8 protein-coding genes are annotated in these 15,733 nt (G+C 45.5%); 5 read left to right on the forward strand and 3 right to left on the reverse strand.

Annotated features, from left to right (window positions below):
• Window positions 1-86: 86 nt before the first annotated feature.
• The 4 genes from purL to cydX all read left to right on the forward strand — a co-directional run bounded on the left by purL (window position 87) and on the right by cydX (window position 8,160).
• Window positions 87-3,968: a phosphoribosylformylglycinamidine synthase gene (purL, locus tag SWOO_RS07950; protein WP_012324196.1), complete on the forward strand. Its 3,882-nt coding sequence runs from the start codon at window positions 87-89 to the stop codon at window positions 3,966-3,968.
• A 1,348-nt stretch (window positions 3,969-5,316) separates the two neighbouring features.
• A complete protein-coding gene (locus SWOO_RS07955) occupies window positions 5,317-6,873 on the forward strand; it encodes a cytochrome ubiquinol oxidase subunit I (protein ID WP_012324197.1) in 1,557 nt (518 codons plus the stop codon).
• A gap of 15 nt (window positions 6,874-6,888) precedes the next feature.
• A complete protein-coding gene (gene cydB, locus SWOO_RS07960) occupies window positions 6,889-8,028 on the forward strand; it encodes a cytochrome d ubiquinol oxidase subunit II (RefSeq protein WP_012324198.1) in 1,140 nt (379 codons plus the stop codon).
• A 15-nt stretch (window positions 8,029-8,043) separates the two neighbouring features.
• Window positions 8,044-8,160, forward strand: a complete 117-nt coding sequence (gene cydX / locus SWOO_RS25900) for a cytochrome bd-I oxidase subunit CydX (RefSeq protein ID WP_012324199.1) — start codon at window positions 8,044-8,046, stop codon at window positions 8,158-8,160.
• Window positions 8,161-8,460: 300 nt separating this feature from the next.
• Here the strand turns inward: cydX and SWOO_RS07970 are convergent, their stop codons facing one another.
• From SWOO_RS07970 to SWOO_RS07980, 3 genes are all read right to left on the reverse strand, one after another.
• Window positions 8,461-10,464, reverse strand: a complete 2,004-nt coding sequence (locus tag SWOO_RS07970; protein WP_012324200.1) for a methyl-accepting chemotaxis protein — start codon at window positions 10,462-10,464, stop codon at window positions 8,461-8,463.
• A gap of 243 nt (window positions 10,465-10,707) precedes the next feature.
• Window positions 10,708-13,788 carry an efflux RND transporter permease subunit gene (locus SWOO_RS07975; protein ID WP_012324201.1) on the reverse strand — a complete coding sequence of 1,027 codons (3,081 nt, stop codon included), beginning with the start codon at window positions 13,786-13,788 and terminating at the stop codon, window positions 10,708-10,710.
• A gap of 3 nt (window positions 13,789-13,791) precedes the next feature.
• Window positions 13,792-14,919, reverse strand: coding sequence for an efflux RND transporter periplasmic adaptor subunit (locus SWOO_RS07980; protein ID WP_012324202.1), 1,128 nt, complete (start codon window positions 14,917-14,919; stop codon window positions 13,792-13,794).
• A 147-nt stretch (window positions 14,920-15,066) separates the two neighbouring features.
• Between SWOO_RS07980 and SWOO_RS07985 the strand changes: the two genes are divergently transcribed.
• Complete coding sequence (locus SWOO_RS07985; RefSeq protein WP_012324203.1) at window positions 15,067-15,690, forward strand: TetR/AcrR family transcriptional regulator; 624 nt, start codon at window positions 15,067-15,069, stop codon at window positions 15,688-15,690.
• Window positions 15,691-15,733: the final 43 nt, after the last annotated feature.

Consider the following 15,733-nt stretch of genomic DNA (forward strand, 5'->3'; position numbering starts at 1 on the left):
TACTAGGAGTGATTTGTCGGAAACATTTCCCTATAATAGCGCCAGATCTGACCCTGCAATTATAATTTATAAGGTGAAATGACGTGATGGAGATCATCCGCGGAGCCCCTGCTTTATCAGCGTTTAGAGTTCAAAAACTAATGGAAGCTTTTGATAATGAATCACTTCCTGTTAGTGGCATTTACGCCGAGTATATCCATTTAGCCGATTTGTCTGAATCTCTTGATAAGAGTGAAACAGAACAACTTGCCAAACTCCTCACCTACGGTCCTGCTATTGAAGCACATGCACCAGAAGGTTCACTTCATTTTGTGACTCCACGCCCAGGGACTATCTCTCCTTGGTCATCTAAGGCTACTGATATTGCCCATAACTGTGGCCTTAATAAGGTTAACCGTTTAGAGCGTGGTGTAGCTTACTATGTGGAGTCAGATGCACTTAACAGTGAGCAGCAAAAAACACTTAACAGTATCATTCACGATCGCATGGTTGAAGTGATCCTCCCAAGTTTTGACAACGCCGAGATCCTATTTGCTCATACAGAGCCTAAAGAGGTGGCGAGTGTCGATATCTTAGGTAAGGGGCGTGCAGCACTGGAGAAAGCGAATAACGATTTAGGCTTGGCATTAGCCAATGACGAGATTGATTACCTTGTTGAGAACTTCATCAAGCTTGGACGTAATCCTAATGATGTTGAGCTGATGATGTTTGCCCAAGCGAACTCAGAGCATTGCCGTCATAAAATATTTAATGCAGATTGGACAATCGATGGTGAAGTGCAGCCAAAGTCATTGTTCAAAATGATCAAAAATACCTTTGAGAAGACGCCTGATGGCGTGTTGTCAGCCTATAAAGATAATGCTGCGGTTATGGAAGGTTATGAAGCAGGCCGCTTCTTCCCTGAAGATAACGGTGTTTACGGTTATCACACCGAACCTATGCATATCTTAATGAAAGTTGAGACCCATAACCACCCGACTGCGATTAGCCCATACCCTGGTGCTGCAACAGGTTCCGGCGGTGAGATCCGTGATGAAGGCGCAACTGGACGTGGCTCTAAGCCTAAAGCTGGCCTGACTGGCTTTAGCGTTTCAAACTTGAAAATCCCTGGATTTGTTCAACCTTGGGAAGCCGACTACGGTAAGCCAGAGCGCATTGTAACGGCACTGGATATCATGACCGAAGGGCCGTTAGGTGGCGCCGCATTTAATAATGAATTTGGTCGTCCGGCTCTATTGGGTTATTTCCGTACCTATGAGCAGGAGGTTTCTAGCCATAATGGCGTAGAGGTGCGTGGTTACCATAAGCCAATCATGCTTGCTGGCGGCCTTGGAAATATCCGTGGTGAACATGTTCAAAAAGGTGAGATCACTGTTGGTGCAAAGCTAATTGTACTCGGTGGTCCTGCGATGAATATCGGCCTTGGTGGCGGCGCAGCCTCCTCAATGGCGTCAGGTGAGTCCAGCGAAGATCTCGACTTTGCTTCTGTACAACGTGAGAACCCAGAGATGGAGCGTCGCTGTCAAGAGGTGATCGATCGCTGCTGGCAGATGGGTGACAGAAACCCGATACAGTTTATTCATGACGTGGGAGCGGGTGGACTATCGAACGCTTTCCCTGAGCTGGTTAACGATGGCGATCGTGGTGGCAAGTTTGAGTTAAGAAATGTACCTTCAGATGAGCCTGGCATGAGCCCTCTTGAAATTTGGTGTAATGAGTCACAAGAGCGCTATGTGATGTCAGTTGCACCTGAAAACCTTGAGGTGTTTACCGCTATTTGTGAACGTGAGCGTGCGCCATTCTCTGTGGTAGGTGTGGCAACCGAGGAGCGTCACTTATCTCTGAGCGATGAGCACTTTAACGATAAGCCTATCGATCTGCCCCTAGAGGTTTTATTAGGTAAAGCGCCTAAGATGAGCCGCGATGTTGTGACCGCTAAAGCTCTCTCTCCTGAGCTTAATCAAGAGAAGATAGAGATTAAAGAAGCTGCTCACCGAATTCTGCGTCTGCCGACAGTTGCCGAAAAAACCTTCCTAATCACCATAGGTGATAGAAGTGTTACCGGTCTTGTGAACCGAGATCAGATGGTGGGTCCATGGCAGATCCCTGTTGCCGATTGTGCGGTAACGGCGTCAAGTTATGACTCATATACCGGTGAAGCGATGTCACTGGGTGAGCGAACGCCATTAGCTCTTTTGGACTTTGGTGCATCGGCACGTATGGCCGTGGCTGAATCCATTATGAACATTGCGGGGACCGATATCGGCTCGCTAAAGCGTATTAAACTCTCTGCAAACTGGATGTCTGCTGCAGGTCACCCTGGTGAAGATGCTGGTCTGTATGAAGCGGTAAAAGCGATCGGTGAAGAGTTATGTCCTGAACTGGACTTGACCATTCCCGTGGGTAAAGACTCGATGTCGATGAAGACAGCTTGGGAAGATAATGGTGTAGAGAAAGCCGTGACTTCACCTATGTCTTTAGTTATCACAGCCTTTGGTTCAGTACAGGACATTCGTAATACAGTAACGCCACAGCTTCGCACTGATAAAGGTGAGACTGAGCTATTACTTGTCGACCTAAGTGCGGGTCATAACCGCCTCGGTGGTTCATGTCTTGCTCAAGTCTACGGGGAGCTGGGTGATACTGCGCCAGATCTTGAAAATGCTAGCTTACTGCGTGGCTTCTTTGAAGTGATGCAACCACTTGTCAATGAGCGTGCTGTTATCGCATATCATGACCGTAGTGATGGCGGCTTATTTACCACGCTAGTTGAGATGGCATTTGCCGGTCATACTGGATTGAACATTGATCTTGCATCTGTTTCTGGCAGCGATATCGAGCGTCTGTATAACGAAGAGTTAGGTGGCGTGTTACAGGTAAGCCGTGCTCAGAGCGAAGCGATTAAAGCTAAATTTATCGCTGCAGGTGTTGCTTGTCACACTATCGGTACCCTGACAAGTGAAGACTGCATCACTATCTGTGATGGTGAACGTGAGCTGTTTACAGAATCTCGCACCGCATTGAGAACGATTTGGGCTGAAACAACTCACCAGATGCAGTCACTGCGCGATAATCCTGAGTCAGCGAATGAAGAGTTTGCTTTAAAACAAGATGCAAAGGATCTTGGTTTAACGGTCGATCTTAAGTTTGACCCTAGTGAAGATGTTGCAGCACCATTTATTTTAAAAGGCGCTGCACCTAAGATGGCTATCTTGCGTGAGCAAGGTGTTAACTCTCACTTAGAGATGGCTGCGGCCTTTAATCGTGCAGGCTTTGAAAGCACCGATGTCCATATGAGTGATATTCTCAGTGGGAGAGTGACATTAGAGGGATTCCAAGGCTTAGCGGCTTGTGGCGGTTTCTCCTACGGTGATGTTCTGGGCGCGGGTGAGGGCTGGGCTAAGTCTATTCTGTTTAATGCTCGTGCTCGTGAGCAGTTCAGCCAGTTCTTTGAGCGTGGTGATAGCTTGTCTCTGGGTGTGTGTAATGGTTGTCAGATGTTATCGACACTCAAAGACATTATTCCTGGTACTGAGCATTGGCCTAGATTTGTGCGTAACCGCTCAGAGCGTTTTGAAGCGCGCTTTAGTTTAGTAGAAGTGCAGAAGAGCCCATCACTATTCCTACAGGGAATGGAAGGCTCACGTATGCCAATTGCTGTGTCTCATGGTGAAGGTCGTGCTGAGTTTAGCTCACCTGAAGCACTTGTTGCTGCTGAAGCATCAGGGACCATCGCATTGAGATATGTCAATGGACGAGGTGAAATCGCAACACAATATCCTCAAAATCCAAATGGCTCGCCTAATGCGCTCTCTGGGATCACTAGCAGTGATGGTCGTGTGACTATTATGATGCCACACCCTGAGCGAGTATTTAGAACCGTTGCAAACTCTTGGCATCCTGATGAATGGGGCGAAGATAGCCCATGGATGAGAATGTTCAGAAACGCCCGAGTCGAGCTTGGTTAATTAATAAGGATGCCTTCATTGGCAACCTTTAACCATGATCAATGGGTGAATGGGGCGAAGATAGCCCTTGGATGAGAATGTTTAGAAACGCTCGAGTTGAGCTTGGTTAAGAGAGTTTAGATTAACCAGCATTAAAGCTAAAAGTAAATAAAGGGCTTCGAATTTTTCGAGGCTCTTTTTTTTTGCTTTGATTATGGAAAATAAATTACTAATTAACAATGTGTTATATAAAAATTAAAGCATCAGTAGATGCTTAATCATTGATATATGAACGCTTGGAAAGAATTGCGTTGATAAGCGTAAAAAGCGGAGAAAAAGTGAGATGAAATTGCAGCTATAGTATATAAGTGATGGCTAAATAATGCGGGGGAATTTAGTTTACTTGATGTAAAATAGCAAAAAGCCACCTAACTCAAAGAGAAAGGTGGCCGTTTTGCGCTAACAAAACTTCAAGTAAAACAGGGTTGCTAAAAAGCTATTTTATAGCTCTCTTGCAGTATAAAGTTCAACAAAAACACGCTTGTAGTTGTTTACTAGACGATCGAATAAGTTTTTCATTTGGCTATCTCCACACAGTAATTTAAATGATGTGAGCGGAGTTTGGTTGTGCCGGGCTGCTTCACCGGATTAACGAACCGTCTCCTTAACACAGGACGAATAATATGCTTAAAGTGTGGATTGCTCAAACGAGAAAAATTGTATTTTACCATTATAAAAACTAATCCTTTAGTGTGTGTATTTATGTTTTGAAATTGTTGGTAATTTGTTTTTATATATATTTAACCGTAGTTTATGGTGTTTTTATATATTCTTGATGAGGTAGTAAAATTGATACATGTAACGCTTATATTGTGTTTTTTACCATGAGGGTGGTTATGGTTGGAGTAAACTGATTAAAAGTATCTATGACCACTATTTATAACGTTGCCTAACATGATGCTTTTTTTGAGTCAAGGTTATTGCACGTTGAACTGTGTCCTCAAGCACAAAACCCGTTTTCTGCGGAGTGTTTGATTGATTTGAATCAATTTTGAATGGTATAAAATAGGGGCGAAAGCTAAGTAAAATCGAGTTAAGTTGCTGAATATAAGCCTCTAGCTAGTTTTTTGCTGTTTTTTCTGTGCATTTGTCACAATTTTTTCTTTTTTGTGAGATCGGTCGGAAAGTATGGGGCGAGCGGTAGGTGATAGTCTGAAAACTCGGCCAAATAAATAAAAATATGCAGTTTAGTCATTGATAGCACCTCAAGGTGTTAAATAGGGCTAAAACTTAATTCCTAAATAGGCATTAACTATGAATGATGGGGATCTACTCATGGTTAATGGATGCACCACCTAAGGAGTCACTAATGATTTTAGAAGAGGTTGTTGAGTTATCGCGCTTTCAATTTGCGATGACGGCTATGTATCACTTCTTGTTTGTTCCCTTAACTTTGGGCTTGGCCTTTCTGCTTGCGATTATGGAATCACTCTATGTGATGACTGACAAGCAGATCTACAAAGACATGACTAAATTTTGGGGTAAGTTGTTCGGTATTAACTTTGCTCTTGGTGTGGCCACTGGTCTCGCAATGGAGTTTCAGTTCGGTACAAACTGGTCCTATTATTCTCACTATGTCGGTGATATTTTCGGGGCACCTCTTGCTATTGAAGGTTTAATGGCCTTCTTCCTTGAATCAACCTTAGTTGGTATGTTCTTCTTCGGATGGGATAGATTCAGTAAACGTCAACATCTTGCTGTAACTTGGTTAGTGGCATTGGGCTCGAATATGTCAGCCTTGTGGATCTTAGTCGCAAACGGCTGGATGCAACATCCAGTTGGCTCAGTATTCAACTACGAAACCATGCGTATGGAGATGACAAGCTTCGCTGAAGTGCTGTTTAATCCAGTAGCTCAGGTTAAGTTTGTTCATACTGTGGCATCTGGTTATGTTGCCGGCGCCATGTTTGTACTGGCTATCAGCTCTTACTACATTCTTAAGAAGCGTGACCTACCTTTTGCTCGCCGTTCATTTGCTATTGCGGCAAGTTTTGGTATGGCGTCAATTCTGTCAGTTATCGTACTGGGTGATGAGTCTGGTTATAAAGTGGGTGAGGCGCAACGCGTTAAGCTTGCAGCTATTGAAGCTGAGTGGCACACAGAGCCTGCACCGGCAGCCTTTACTGCGGTAGGCTTCCCAAATCAAGAAACCATGGAAACTGATTACGCGATTAAGATCCCATATGCGATGGGGATAATTGCGACTCGCTCACTCGATGAGCAAGTGACAGGTATTCATGATCTTATTGATGAGCATGAAGTTCGTATCCGTAATGGCATGAAAGCTTATGCTATGTTGACTGAACTTCGTGCGGGTAATGAAACACCTGAGCTGCGCGCTGCATTTGAAGAAGCTAAGGTCGATCTTGGTTATGGCCTGCTGCTTAAGCGTTATACCGATAATGTGGTTGATGCAACTGAGGAGCAGATTGTCGCTGCCGCTAAGGACTCTATTCCAAGCGTAGCGCCTATGTTCTGGTCATTCCGTATCATGGTTGGCGCTGGAATTATCATGCTGTTTGTATTCGCTGCAGCTTTCTGGCAAAGCACGCGTCATCAAATAGAGGAAAAGCCTTGGGTATTGAAAGCTGCATTATACAGCTTGCCACTGCCTTGGATTGCAATTGAGTGTGGTTGGTTTGTGGCTGAATATGGCCGTCAACCTTGGACCATCTCTGAAGTGCTGCCGACCTTCATGTCAGCATCGAGTCTGTCTGCAAGTGATCTTTGGTTTAGTATTATCTCCATCTCTTTGTTCTACACTGTGTTGCTGATTATCGAGGCTTACTTAATGATTAAGTTTGCACGTAAGGGCCCAAGTAGTTTGAAGACTGGTCGTTATCACTTTGAAAACCTTGATGCCTAAACGGGAGATCTGATTATGTTTGATTATGAAATGTTAAGATTGATCTGGTGGGCGCTGATTGGCGTGCTCTTTATTGGTTTCGCTGTGACAGATGGTTTCGATATGGGTGTGGGTGCTCTTTTACCAATTATTGGTAAAGATGACACTGAGCGCCGTATCATGATCAACTCGATAGCGCCTCACTGGGACGGCAACCAAGTTTGGTTAATCACAGCTGGTGGTGCTCTGTTCGCTGCTTGGCCTATGGTGTATGGCGTCTCCTTCTCGGGATTCTACGTCGCCATGATGTTAGTGCTATTTGCCCTATTTTTACGTCCTGTGGGCTTCGATTACCGCTCTAAAATTGAAGACCCAAGATGGCGTAAGTCATGGGATTGGGCGCTATTTGTTGGTGGGTTTGTTCCTCCGCTAATCATAGGTGTTGCTTTTGGTAACTTGCTGCAAGGCGTACCATTTAATTTCGATGAGTACTTGCGCGCAACCTACCATGGCGGCTTCTTTGGACTGCTAAACCCATTCGGTCTGCTTGCGGGTATCGTCTGTGTCAGTATGTTTATGATGCAAGGTGCAACCTGGTTACAGATGAAAACTGAAGGTGAGTTAAGAGTACGTGCTGCTAATGCATCTCAAATCTTATCGATTGTTCTGTTTATCTGTTTCGCCGCTGCGGGTGTGTGGCTGGTTAATGGCATCGATGGTTATGTTGTCACGTCGACGATTGATACCTATGGGATTTCAGATCCGACGTTGAAAACGGTAGCAGTTGAAGCGGGTGCTTGGTTAACAAACTATGACAAATACCCAATCACTATGTTGTTCCCTATTTTAGGTTTGGTGATGCCGATTCTGGTCTTGTTCTCAAGCCGTCTCAATCGCAGTGGTTTTGCCTTCCTGTTTAGCTCACTAGCGATTGCTGCTGTGATCTTAACTTGTGGGGCTGCTATGTTCCCATTTGTTATGCCATCTTCACTTGAGCCAAACGTGAGTTTGACCATGTGGGATTCGACAGCGAGTGAAGTCTCTCTTACTGTGATGACTTGGGCTGCTATCATCTTTGTACCTATTGTACTGAGCTACACTGTGTACACCTATTTGAAGATGTTTGGTCGCTTGTCTCGTAGCTTTATTGATAACAATAAGACGTCACTATACTAATAAGGAGCCGACATTATGTGGTACTTTGCTTGGATACTAGGTGTATTGCTGGCGTGTTCATTTGGCATTATCAACGCGTTATGGCTTGAGAATACCGAAAACATGGACAGAGACACCGAAAATAAAGATTAGTCACTTACCGATAAAGTAAGTCGATAAAAAAGCCCCGCCCTTGAGAAAGGTGTGGGGCTTTTTGTTTTTAAAGAAGGGAAAGGAGCTGGTCATAGGAAGAGTCGGCGCTAGGAAAAGCTAAGACGGTGAAAGCTAAGATAGTGCTCTGCGAGCTTACGGAATGTTCGCAGGCTCACTCACGGAACGTTTCGCTTACGGATGGTAAAGCCTACCAATTAACACAGGTAGGCAGTGTTATGCATAAAAAAGGCAACAGTGAAAACTGTTGCCTTAAAAACTCACCGAGTTTAGGTTAAAAAGTTAGGCTTTAAACACGCTTATCTGCTGTTTTATCTCTAGGGCTAAATCTGTTAAGCCTTGAGCCACATCGACATGCTCTCCAGCTCTCTGCTCTCCCTCTCTGGCAAGTTCAGTGATCTGATGTAGATTACGGGTTATCTCCTCTGCGACAGCGCTCTGTTGCTCCGTTGCACTGGCGATGCTGCTAGAGGCGATAGCGAGCTCACCTATGCTTTCGGTTATCTGATTGAGCTGGGTGCTTGCCTGTTCACCTTGGGTTGCAGAAGCTTGGCCTAGTTGATGGCTCTGTCCCATCTGTTTGGCTGTGTTTTTTACCTGAGACTGTAGCTGCCCTATGGTGTGGCTAATCTCTGCAATTGAGGTTTGTGTGCGCTGAGCTAAAGTTCGCACCTCATCGGCGACGACGGCAAAGCCTCGACCTTGCTCTCCAGCACGGGCTGCTTCGATAGCGGCATTGAGCGCAAGTAGATTAGTTTGCTCAGCGATACCATTAATCACTTCTGTGACCTTACTGATGGCTTGGCTCTCTTTAGTGACGTTTTCAACACTGACATGGCTGGTGTTAAGCTGATCACTGAGCTCTGCTAAGCCTTTTACCACTAAGCTAAGTTGATTATGCCCCTCTCTGGAAGCGTTATCGACCTGCTGACTCTTATGAGCCCCTTCGCTTGCATGGGTGGCTACATCACGTATTGAGGTGGACATCTCCTCAATGGCGGTGGCAATTTGATCGGTTTGTGCCATCAAGGAGAGGGCCTCTTCACCATTAAGCTTTGCGGTCTCTTGAGCATGGGCGGCTTGTACCTCTAAGGTGCTGACCGATTGCTGTAGCGCTGTAATAAGTAGGCGTAAGCTTTCAGCCATTGAAGAGGCACTGATGGTGATCCTATCGACTTCGTTTTTGCTGCTCGAATTTGGTATATCAAAATCTTGTGACAGATCGCCTTTACCTAGCTTATCGAGCTGTAGTTGGAGCTCTTTTAAGGGGCGCAGTGTTTTGACCAGGACAAAAAAGAGTAAAACCGTGATGGCTATGATCCCCAGAATACTGACGATGGCATTAATGCTCAGGAGTTTAAGGCTCTCCTCATTTAATTCACTGGTTTTAGCTATACCAATTAATGCCCAGTTCCATCCAGGTATCATGACCGTATAGGCATACATCTTGTCATTGTTACGGTTGATATAACGCCATGAACCTTTGTTCGTTAGCGCCTGCGATACGCTCAGCCCATCTAATTTTTGAGCATCCAATTTAGTATCGACGGCATAGCTTGGATGAGCGACAACGGCTTGGTCGTTCTCACGTATGATAAGGAAGTGTCCCGACTCCTCAATTGTTAACTTGTTCATCGCTTGTTGTAGCTGAACTAAGGACTCGGTGATATCAAAACCTATGTATAAGATCCCGATAATATCGCCCTCTGTGCTCATTATAGGACGGTATACCGTCATATAGTCTTTGCCAAATAATTTGGCATAGCCTTCATAGATCTCTCCCTTCATCAAGGTGGTATAGCCTGGATGGCTCTTGCCTAAATAGGTACCTAGTGCTCGCTTACCGTTGGCTTTTTTGAGTGAAGTGGAGATCCGCAGGAAATCATCACCGTCACGAACAAAGAGGGTTGCGGTGCCGCCGGTAAGGTTAGAGAAACGATCGACCTTACTCTTAGAGGCATTGATCTGCTCTCTCTCATGGGCAAGGGCTGGGGTGACTTTTCCCAATACTTTGACCGTTTTATCGGGTTTTCTAAACTGACCTGGGTACATAGCGCGCAGGACATCAGCGCTGCGTCTAGCGAGCATCAATAGGCTAGTGTATTGCACTTCGATAAGATCTGCTGTTCCCTGCATCTGAGCTTGCATGGCTGCAACGGCTTTCTCCTCTAGTACCTGTGATGAGCTGAAGTAGGTAATACTGCCTATCAAACTGAAGATAATGATGGTCAGAATGAGGGCTAAGGTGCCTATCTGTTTCGCAATTGGCCAGTTTTTATAATTCATGGGTAGATCCACTCTTATTATGGTAAGTGGTAATGTAAAACACATTATCTTTCAATGAATTGATATAGGTCTAAAAGCGATACTTATTTAAGCAGTTTTATGTTCTTATTTGTTTTTATGTTGATCTTGTTCACACTTGTAATGAGTGTAACTTGAGAGGTGGGAGCGGGAGTTAAAGCGGGGAAATACCGAAGCACATAGCTGCAATGCTTCGGCTGAGATTGATACTGACACTGATTAGTACTAGTTCTCTAAGGGGAGCTGTTTCGTTAGGTTGGTACAGCGTTTTTTTGGTGTCATAAACAGTTGATACATGGTGGGAACCCAAACAAGAGAGAGTAAAGTTGTTAACAGTGTCCCACCAGCAATCGCGATGGCGAAAGGTGGCCAGAAACCGCCACCAGCTATGATCAGCGGCAAAAAGCCGCCTATGGTGGTAATGGTGGTTGAGCCAATATGACGGCCACAACTTGAAACCGCACTGACCACGTTTGAGATATTTCCTCCTCTTGCGTCATCTTGATCTTCAAGCTCCGCCAAGATAACAATGGCAGCATTAATGGCAAGCCCCATTAGACCTAGTAAGCCGATAATTACGGTAAATCCAAAAGGGTAGCCAAACAGATAGACGGCGAGTAACCCAAGTCCCGCAGATTGAAGGGCGCTAAAGAGAATAATGGCCGTTAACCTGAACGAATTAAATGAGAGCACAACGGTTGCCAGAAGCAGCGTGACCACAAGTACGACATTTGACAGTAAATTACCCACAGCCTCATTGCGCTTGGCACTTTCACCACCGACCTCAATACGGTAACCTGCGGGCAGTGATATCGCATCAATGCGCACTTTGGCATCGTCCAGTACCTGCTGTGGCAGAACGCCGCTGACAATGTAGGCCTCTATGGTGTTGACTCTCTGGCCATCCCTTCGTGGAATCGCTCCTCTGCTCACCTCTATTTTATCACTGGCCAGTGCCGAGAGTGGAATACCTGTACCAGAAGGGGAGACGAGATTTATCTCTGACAGCTTGGTTTGTTGCTCGCGAGTGCTGTCTTGTAACCTTACCCTGATGGGAAGAGACTCTGTTTGCTCAAGTAAGCTGCCTCCATTGATCCCTGTGGTCGCCATCTGGATCTGCTTAGCGATATCGGTAAGGTTTAACCCGCTCATTAAACTGGCATCTTCATTGATCTGAAACCACACCTTAGGGGCACCAGCACTAAGGGTTGCTCGAGTGTGAATAACATCCGGAGTGTTGCTTAAAACCCGCCTGACTTCGTCGCCTATCACCCTTAATTGATCTAGGTTAGGGCCAAATACTCTTAATTCTACAGGGGCGTTGAATGGTGGGCCTTGTTCCAGTTTTCGCACTAAAACTTGCGCAGCAGGGAAGCTTGAGTCTAAGTTTTGTTGAAGCTTAGGGATCAACGCATTTGCGGTGGCAAAGTCAGTGACTTTCACCATAGCTTGGGCATAATTACTGGCACCTTGCTGACGCTGCAAAAGGTTGTAGTAGAAAGAGGGGGTATTACCGCCAACAACCCAGTCGATTCGGGTAATTCCATCGGTTGTGCGTAGGTGGGAGTCCATTTTTTCGATATAAGCTCGGGTGCTATTTACACTGGCGTGGGGAGGCAGGTAAACCTCTATCTGAAACATATCTCTGTCTGAAGGGGGAAAGAACTGCTCTGTCATCTTGCCAGCTGCGATAAATCCGAGCACTGGAATAATACCAATCAACAGTGCAGAGATAATAGGGCGTTTTAGCGCTATGATGAGAGTTGTATGAAATAACTGACTGACGAAGGGAAGGGAGATCCCTCTTTGATACCACTGCTGCTCGCTGCCACTCACACCAAATCGGCCTGCAAGGCCAGCAATTAATGTGTGGGAGATAACGTAAGAGCCCACTAGTGCAAACATGACTGAGATAGCGATACCGCCAACAAACTCTCCAGCAGCGCCTGGCATCAAGACGATAGGTGCAAATGCCAGCATGGTGGTGATGGTTGAACCTGCAAGGGGAAGCCAGAGGTGATGCAGTGTTTTACTGACCGCCTCTAGTCTTGATAAGCCTTGCTGTCTTCTCTGAGCAATAGCATCGACGATAACAATGGCATTATCAACCATGATCCCCAGTGCTACCACTAAACCTGTGACTGACATCTGATGGATCGGTAGGCCGATGTATTTCATGCAGGCTAAGGTGAACAGGGCTGTTAATGGTAGAGAGAGGGAGACAATCAGTGCATTGCGTAGTCCAAGGGTTAACATTAATACGACTAAGATGATGATAAAACCAAGTAAAAGGCTGCCAACTAAACCGCCGAGTCGCTCAGTGGTGTATCCCTCTTGATCAAATAGCCACTGGATCTCAATATTGGCAGGAATGCTCGTTTGTAGCTCATCGACTGATGCTCTGACTCTCTCTAGCCAGAGGTCAACACGGGTATTGTTTAGCATTCGAGCCGAGACCATGACCCCTTGCTCCTGCTCTATGAGTGCGATGGAGTTGGCCGGAGTTTTAGCTTGTCTTTTAATGGCTGCAATATCGCCTAAGCGAATGATCTGCCCTAGCTCATCGACTTTCAATGGCACTTGACGAACGCGGGTGACAGAATCGAGCTCACCAGAGACTTCGATAAGTGCGCGAAAGTTGTTGTTATTTATCTCTCCTGCGGAAACTTTAGTGTCTGCATTTTCAAGGATTTGGGCAATCGCGGCAGGAGTAAGCTTGAGTTGGTTGGCTTTATTGCCATCGAGTTCGACTAAGATCTCTTCTGTTGGGGCACCATAGAGGGTCACGAAATCTGTACCGCTAACCAAACGCAAGCGGCTCTGTAACTCCTTGGCGTAGCGGTTAAGCATGTCGGTGCGGACCTCTCCACCTCCTTGCCACACAAGTCCTAAAATCGCTGTGCTGGCATAGCCTATCTGATCGTCTAAAGTAGGGCTAAGTGCGGCTGAGGGTAGGAGTGATTTGGCATCTGCAACCAGATCTCTGGCTCTTGACCACACTGGATCGGTATCGATAACCTCATCTTTAAGTTCCAGCTGAATGACCGAAATACCAGGTCTTGAGGTGGACTGAACCAGCTTTATCTCTTCGAGTCGGCGAAGCTGGTTTTCGAGTACTTCGGTTACCAAAGCTTCGACACGCTCGGCTGAGGCACCGGGATAGTGAGTGATCACTGATGAGAAGCGGTTGGTTATATCGGGATCTTCCATGCGAGGCAAACTAGATATAGCGCCAAAACCTGCCACTATCAGCAAGGCAATGAACAGACTTGCCAGCCTACCGTTTTCGACAAAAGCCTTGATCATGGATCACCTCGCCGCTACGTTAGTGTTGCGCTTGACCTGCTGACCAACAACGAGTTTATGCAGTCCTTGGGTGATATAATCTTCATTAACTTTGAGAGCGCCTTGAATGTAAGCCATATCTTCCTTGGTATAGAGGATCTCAATATCCCGTCGTTCGATATTAAAGGTGCCTTTATCGGCCTCTAAATCGTTATTAGGGGTGATAACATAGAGGTTCCACAAGCCTCTTATTCCATCGGTTAGCGCCGAGATAGGCACCCAGTAACCGTTTTGTTGGATATCTGTCTCATAGATTAAATAGGCGATTTCACCATTGATCACCTGAGCATCAATAGGCAGGGATAACCTTAACGGTACGGTACGTGTAACCGGATTAACTTCAGCGCCTTTTCCCTCAATTTGTGCTGTGTAACTGTTGTTGCCAACCTTGAGTAATACGCCTTGTTTGGTGTTGAGTTGCTGAGCAAGTTTGACGGGGACGCCCACAAAGGCTTGAGGGTTTCTGTTTTGAACAAGCGTAAATATGGGCGTTCCTAATGCTACTACTTCGCCCAGATTACTGTTTCGTTTGCTTATTACGCCACTAAAAGGCGCAAGCAGTGATGATTTTTCTATTCGTAATGCATTGGCAAGCTTTGAAGCGGTGAGTCTCTTTTGGGCTGCTAATAGGCTGTTTAACTGACCTTTTAGTTCATCAAGCTGCTGCTCTGACGTGTAACCCTGTTTTTGTAGCTCAAGGCTGCGGTTTAAGGTATTTCTGGCAAGGGTGAGATCAGCGCTATTTTGTGACAAGCTGGCATCAATCTCTGCTCTTTCAGCTTCCAGTAAACGTGTATCTAGCTGTGCCAATAGTTGACCTTTCTCGACGCTGTCGCCACTGTCTACGGCGAGTGATTTTAGTTTTCCTGACAGCTCAAAGCCTATTCCTGTTGTGTTTCCCGCTCTAATTGTGCCTGTAAACTCCTGTGTATGTTGATAGGAGTTCGATAACGTTAGGCTCTGTGTTGTCACAGTTTGTAATTGAGCTTGTGTACTGTGAGTGGTCACTTCTCCCTGACAAGCGCTCAGAAGGCCGATAAGTAGCATAGCCATTATGATTTTGTTCTGGAGTATATCGGTTATAATATTCATCCTGATCCGCTGTCCTGGTTAATGTGGGGTAGCAAACTTGTTAAACTAGACTGTCTAGTCTATTTTGAAAGAACTAGACTGTCCAGTCTAGTTTGTGATTAAATGTGTCCAAACTATAAAAACCTTGTTAATTAAGAGGTGTTGTTAATGACTTCAACTCCAACTGCTAATCTAAGCCGCAGTGAACAGAAGCGAGTACAAATTCTTGAAGCTGCAATCGATCTGTTTTGTGGGCAGGGCTTCCCTAATACCAGTATGGACGAAGTTGCTAAAAAGGCTGGCGTCTCTAAGCAAACTGTCTACTCTCATTTTGGCTGTAAAGACGACCTTTTTGTGGCATCAATTGAATCTAAATGTGTGGTACACAATTTAACAGAAGAGCTTTTTGCCGATCCTCATCATCCAGAAAAAGCCTTGGCAAGTTTCGGTGAATATTTCAGTGAGATGATTGTGAGTCCCGAAGCGCTCAAGGTCTTCACCGCATGTGTGGCACAGGCTGAAACTCATCCAGAGATCTCTGAGCTCTTCTATAATGCCGGTCCAGAGCATCTACTTAACCTAATGTCAGACTATTTGACCTTAGTTGAACAAGCTGGTGTTTATCAATTTGGAAATACAAGAAGCTGCTCTGTGCGTCTTTGCTTGATGATGTTTGGTGAGATGCGGATGAAACTGGAGTTGGGATTAGGAGTTGAGGAGCTTATTGAAGGTCGTGAGGCCTATATTCAAGAGTGCGTCGATATGTTTTTAAGGGCTTATAAGCTTAAATGATTGCTAGTTAAAGTGATCTGTTTTGGTGTTGATGACGTATTAA

The organism is Shewanella woodyi ATCC 51908 (genome assembly GCF_000019525.1).
GTDB lineage: Bacteria > Pseudomonadota > Gammaproteobacteria > Enterobacterales > Shewanellaceae > Shewanella > Shewanella woodyi.

Excerpts from the sequence above, each read along its gene's own strand:
- SWOO_RS07980 (WP_012324202.1), bottom strand. The coding sequence starts at position 14,919 with ATGAATATTATAACCGATATACTCCAGAACAAAATCATAATGGCTATG.
- SWOO_RS07955 (WP_012324197.1), top strand. The coding sequence starts at position 5,317 with ATGATTTTAGAAGAGGTTGTTGAGTTATCGCGCTTTCAATTTGCGATG.
- SWOO_RS07970 (WP_012324200.1), bottom strand. The coding sequence starts at position 10,464 with ATGAATTATAAAAACTGGCCAATTGCGAAACAGATAGGCACCTTAGCC.
- SWOO_RS07975 (WP_012324201.1), bottom strand. The coding sequence starts at position 13,788 with ATGATCAAGGCTTTTGTCGAAAACGGTAGGCTGGCAAGTCTGTTCATT.
- SWOO_RS07985 (WP_012324203.1), top strand. The coding sequence starts at position 15,067 with ATGACTTCAACTCCAACTGCTAATCTAAGCCGCAGTGAACAGAAGCGA.
- cydX (WP_012324199.1), top strand. The coding sequence starts at position 8,044 with ATGTGGTACTTTGCTTGGATACTAGGTGTATTGCTGGCGTGTTCATTT.
- purL (WP_012324196.1), top strand. The coding sequence starts at position 87 with ATGGAGATCATCCGCGGAGCCCCTGCTTTATCAGCGTTTAGAGTTCAA.
- cydB (WP_012324198.1), top strand. The coding sequence starts at position 6,889 with ATGTTTGATTATGAAATGTTAAGATTGATCTGGTGGGCGCTGATTGGC.